This window comes from Megasphaera sp. UBA4382, assembly GCF_002391155.1.
GTDB lineage: Bacteria > Bacillota > Negativicutes > Veillonellales > Megasphaeraceae > Megasphaera > Megasphaera hexanoica.
Window position 1 is genome coordinate 1 of sequence record NZ_DGRS01000087.1, and the last position, 5175, is coordinate 5175.

Here is a 5175-nt window from a genome sequence, read left to right on the forward strand (position 1 = left end):
CTTCGCAGTATGCGTAGAGCAGTTTGGCACCGTGGCGGATGATGCCGCCGTGTTCCTGATTGATGCCCGGCAGGAATCCTGGTACGTCCACGAAGGTGACGACAGGGATATTGAAGGCATCGCAGAAGCGGATGAAGCGGGCAGCCTTGTCGGACGCATTGATGTCGAGGCAGCCGGCTAGGAATTTAGGCTGATTGGCAATGATACCCACGCTCTGGCCGTCGAAACGGGCAAAGCAGGTAATCATGTTCATGGCATAGTTTTCCAGCACCTGATAGATTTCCCCGTTATCGACGCAGGATTTGATGACATCAACCATATCGTAAGCTACGTTGTCGCTGTCGGGAATGATGGAATCGAGGGATTCATCCATCCGTCCGGGATCATCGGACGAATCGTATACGGGAGCTTCTTCCATGTTATTGCTGGGCAGGAAATCGAGCAGGTATTTAATCTGCTCGATGCAGTCCGTTTCGTTTTCACAGGCAAAATGCGCCACGCCGGAAATGGTATTGTGCGCTACGGCACCGCCCAGGTCTTCTGCCGTCACTTCTTCCATAGTGACCGATTTGATGACCTTCGGTCCCGTAATGAACATGTTGCTCGTGTTCTTTACCATGTAGATGAAATCGGTCAGGGCCGGACTGTAGACGGCACCGCCGGCACAGGGTCCCATGATGACAGAAATCTGGGGAATGACTCCGGACGCCTTGGTATTATTCATAAAGATGCGGCCAAATCCGGAAAGGGCATCGACGCCTTCTTGGATGCGGGCACCGCCGGAATCATTGATACCGACAATGGGAGCTCCCATTTTGAGAGCCATTTCCTGTACCTGGCAAATCTTGTGGGCATGCATTTCACCGAGAGACCCGCCTTCGACGGTAAAATCTTCTGCATAGGCAAAGACGAGGCGGCCATTGACATTGCCGTATCCCGTGACGACGCCGTCGCCGGGGATTTCCTTCTTTTCCATGCCAAAATTGGTGCAGCGGTGATGGATAAACTGGCTGATTTCGGTAAAACTGCCTTCGTCAAAAAGCATATGCAGCCGTTCCCGGGCTGTCATCTTCCCTTTTTCATGCTGTTTATCAATTTTCTGCTGGCCGCCGCCCATTTCTATCGTATCAAGCTTCTGATGCAGGAGCTCAATCTTTTCCTGAACTGTTGCCATAATGCACCTCCAATATACTTTATCGCATAGTTATTATATTTTATCATATTTCCCATGTTTTTACTACGGTCATTCTCTATTTATTATAATACTATTTTACTCATCATTCCACAAAAATTTGTAAATACGTACACCGTATCATCATAAGGAAACAAAATGTCGCGGCAGCTGGCATACAATACCAGCTGCCGCGGCAGAAAACGGACGCAACATATATAGAAACTCTGAATATAAACGAAGCCCCTTCAGTCAGCATAGCTGACAGCTTCCCCTCACGAGGACGCCACTTTCCCTGCAAATAATCCCTTCCTACTGATGGAGGAAGAAGGCTTTTCCTTCTTCTGTTTCACATGTGAGGTCGCAGTCGGGAGACAGGGTATGGCCATCGAGGACGTAGACGACGGCACGGCACCAGTCGCGGATCATCGCTTCGGTGAAGTGCAGGAGGTAAGCCACGTCCACAATATAATCCAGCTGGTCATTATAAATGCGGTCATCGATGGCGGCTAGCATAAAGAACCAGAAAATTATATCGTAATGAGAATACGACCCATTTACATGTGCACAACCAGAAGAAAGTTTATTGGGATTATCTCTACACCATGTTCGATCTAAAATTACACTACTAATAGATGAATCACTTCTAAAATCGCTACGTGAAAATAAAGACGCCCCTATGAGTACACTGATATAAGGATTATCAGTATACGAATTCATCCAATCAGGCCGCATGAGTACACATGCCACTTCTCTACTATCACGGCTTATCCACAAATACTGCTGCAATCGTTCCATTATAGCTCTGAATTTTACAATTTTCGCTTGCGTTACTTCTGCGTTCTGTTCGTTATCTGCCATGGGTATTCTCTCCTTTATTTTGTCTGTACGTATGTCTATTTTATCTCATAATCAGGATAGCTGATTTCCTGTATCTTCTGTTCTGCACTTCTTATAACCGGTCGAGGAAACGCTGGAAAGCTCCTTCTTCTCTGCAAGACCGGGCTGCCGATACGAGAGGGCGTGTCGAGACATCGATATCGAAGGTCGCATGTCCCAGTTCTTCCCGGGCCGCATCCAGCAAGCTGTGTGTCGGGACGTCGATATCGAAGGTCGCCCGTCCCAGTTCTTCCCGGGCTGCATCCAGCAGGCGGTGTGTCGAGACATCAATATCGAAGTTCGCATGTCCCAGTTCTGCCTGGGCTGTGTCCAGCAGCTGCCTCGTCGCTACGTCGATATCGAACACGACTGCTCCCAGTATATGCTGGGCTTCTTCGTACAGGACCGCTGCTTTCTGCTGCTGTTCGTCATTCAGCTGGCTTTGAAAGGCCTCGGACACGACGTACGGCTTATCCTGTTTATTGTTCTGCCGTACCGGTTCCGGTGGTTCTTCCGGTATTCTCAGCTGTTCCGGCAGGTCAGCCTGTTCAAAGACAATTCCCTTTTCTTCCAGTTCGTCGGGCGATGCAGCGTCAATCTGGATGCGGGGCCTGCCGAGAATGCCAATATAGGTCCGCTGCACCACATCAGCCGGCACGGTAAATTCCTCACCGCATAGGTATATGACCGGTACGCCGTCACCGATGAGCTCATCCAGATCTCCCTGGGTGAAAGCTGTCGTTTCCCCGTGCTGCCAGATGGATTCATCGGCTGTCATCTGCCGCAGCAACGCTTCTTTTTCCTGCCGCCGCTGCATCCGTGTCACATCTACAGTCGTTTCCTTCGCTTCCCAGGCGACACCCAGGAGATGGCACAGCTGCTGTTCCAGATCCGGACTTTCCGCCGGCAGAGACTCTACGGACGCGGCCAGTTCATCAAAATACCGGTCCCGCAGCCATTCTGCCAGTTTGCCGTCGAGAAAATATCCCAGTACATGGGGCCAGTCGAAATGGTCCCGCAAATCTTCCAATGTCCGCACTTTGGCCCCGTCGGCCATGGTGAGGGCATATTTTATTTTTTTTACCATAGGTACACTCCTGCATCAGAAAAAACTAAAAATGCTCTTAAGGCCGTTCTTGATTCCTCTGGCAACCGCCTTTGCACCGGAATACAGAGCATGGCCCACGCTTTTGGCAACGCGGACAGCCGTTTTGGCAACGGTTTTGACGCCGCTGTACACGGCTTTTCCCACAGTAGAACCGGCCAGACAGCCGGTCAGGCCGCCTACGATGCCACCTACGATGGCACCGACACCGGTCCCGATGACGGGGATCCACGAAAGCATGGCGGCTCCTGTAATGGCGCCTTCAACCATACCGATACTGCCGGCGATGTATCCGCCAACGGTCGATACGGTGACGCGGCCCATGGCGTCGATAGCCTCCATAGCCGTCAGTTCTCCCTTGGCGGCACGATAGCAGATTTTGACCTGTTCGATACCGGCCCAGGCCAGGGGCGTCAGTACCGCAACCGGCGTTCCTCTGGCCAGTAAGGGAATGAGATTTTTTTCCACACTGACTTTGAGAGCCCCGGCGGCAGCCGCCTTGATTCCCGTATCGGCGCCGGTCGTAATGGCCGTGCGGACCACTTCTTCGCCATCGATTTTTTCTCCCTTCAGAGCTTTTCCCGCCAGATGGAATCCTGTGGCCAGAGCTGCGCCGGAAATACCGGCCAGAGCCGCCTGTTTGCCGATATGCAGGGCCAGGGAACGGGTATTGAAGGAATTCCAGTTGTCCTGAGCCAGCCGGCGTCCACGTTGGACGCGTTCCTGCATGGCTTTGGCCTGTTCTTTGCCCAGTGGCCGGGACTGGACGCCATCGGGGCTTTCTATCGTATCGGACACGTGTTTCCCCGGAGAGACGCGCTGACGGACTTCACTTACCTGCCCTTTCGGCACCAGGGCGCGCTGGCCCCGGTAGTCTCCGTGCTCCAGATAGGAAGCCGTGGCATCGGCATTGCGGCCAAATTTCAGCTGATAGCGCCGTACCGGTGTCTGCACCTTCAGACGGGTATCGCGGATGACGACATCGACGGAATTTTTTCCATAAGTTGTACCGTCAGGCTGGAGTACATCCGCACGGTACGGGGAGTTTTCCAGTGCCGCCGCCCGGTTGAAGGAATTGACCTGTTGCTGTTCGGCAATGAATCCATCGAGATTGGGGTTCATATTGACCGTGCCATTCTGTTTCATGATTACCTTGAGCATGGCCTGATTGTTATCAGCCAGTACGTCGTCTATGTGCTGCAGATACTGGCCCATAGTCGTCACGCCGACGCCGACAGATGCCTGCTGCACTTCATCGGCGAGCCACGATTCTTTTGTCTGCCCCGCCGCACAGGCCTTGTCCAGTGACGTCTTGCGCGCTTCAGCCTGTTCTATTTCGCGCACGATGTCCCGGCTCATAGCGGCTATGTCGTCCTTACTGTACGATGGAAGCTCTTTGCCCAGTGTTTCCGTCAGCCACTCCTCGGTGCTCACGGCCGGGTCCTTTGCCCCGTAAGAACGGAAAAACCGTTCCATGACGGGCCGCATCTGCCGTACCATGTCTTCGCCGCTCGTCTGACGGGGCTGTTCTTTTTCTTCCATGATCTTGCTCCTTTCTATGCCGAAGCATTTTTGAACTTCCGTTGTTTATAGAGAGATTCCATCTTTTGCAGGGAATCTTTCATGATTTCCTTCAGAGAATGCGTCTGGCTGACTGCCTCCAGGATGCCGTCGGTCGTAATCGCATCTTCTCCTTTGGCAAAAGCTGCTTCGATGCTGTCCTTGACGACGCCTTCGATATCGGCGCCACTGTAGCCGTCCGTACGGGCTGCCAGCCGGTCTAGGTCGATACCTTCCAAATCGTCGGGCCGCCGTTTCCCGATGTGGATGGAAAAGATTTTTTTCCGTTCTTCCTTATTGGGCAGTGCCACATAGAAGATTTCATCGAAACGGCCTTTCCGCAGCAGTTCCGGCGGCATATTGGCGATGTTATTGGCCGTGGCCACGACAAAGGCCTGACTGTCTTTTTCCTGCAGCCACGTAAGGAACGTTCCGAACAGACGGGTCGTCACGTCCGCTT

5 protein-coding genes are annotated in these 5175 nt (G+C 52.6%); all 5 read right to left on the reverse strand.

What is annotated here, in order from left to right; all coding sequences use genetic code 11:
- A partial coding sequence (gene mmdA / locus B4H10_RS11440; protein WP_292018885.1) for a methylmalonyl-CoA decarboxylase subunit alpha occupies nucleotides 1-1174 on the reverse strand: 1174 nt, incomplete at its 3' end.
- Nucleotides 1175-1483: 309 nt separating this feature from the next.
- The gene (locus B4H10_RS11445; RefSeq protein WP_059077427.1) at nucleotides 1484-1687 is read right to left on the reverse strand and encodes a hypothetical protein; all 204 of its coding nucleotides are present in this window, start codon (nucleotides 1685-1687) and stop codon (nucleotides 1484-1486) included.
- 436 nt (nucleotides 1688-2123) lie between these two features.
- Nucleotides 2124-3137, reverse strand: coding sequence for a hypothetical protein (locus tag B4H10_RS11450; RefSeq protein WP_292018886.1), 1014 nt, complete (start codon nucleotides 3135-3137; stop codon nucleotides 2124-2126).
- 15 nt (nucleotides 3138-3152) lie between these two features.
- Nucleotides 3153-4697 (reverse strand): hypothetical protein, encoded by a 1545-nt coding sequence (locus B4H10_RS11455; protein ID WP_059077425.1) that lies wholly within the window; start codon nucleotides 4695-4697, stop codon nucleotides 3153-3155.
- A 14-nt stretch (nucleotides 4698-4711) separates the two neighbouring features.
- A partial coding sequence (locus B4H10_RS11460) for an AAA family ATPase (RefSeq protein ID WP_292018887.1) occupies nucleotides 4712-5175 on the reverse strand: 464 nt, incomplete at its 5' end.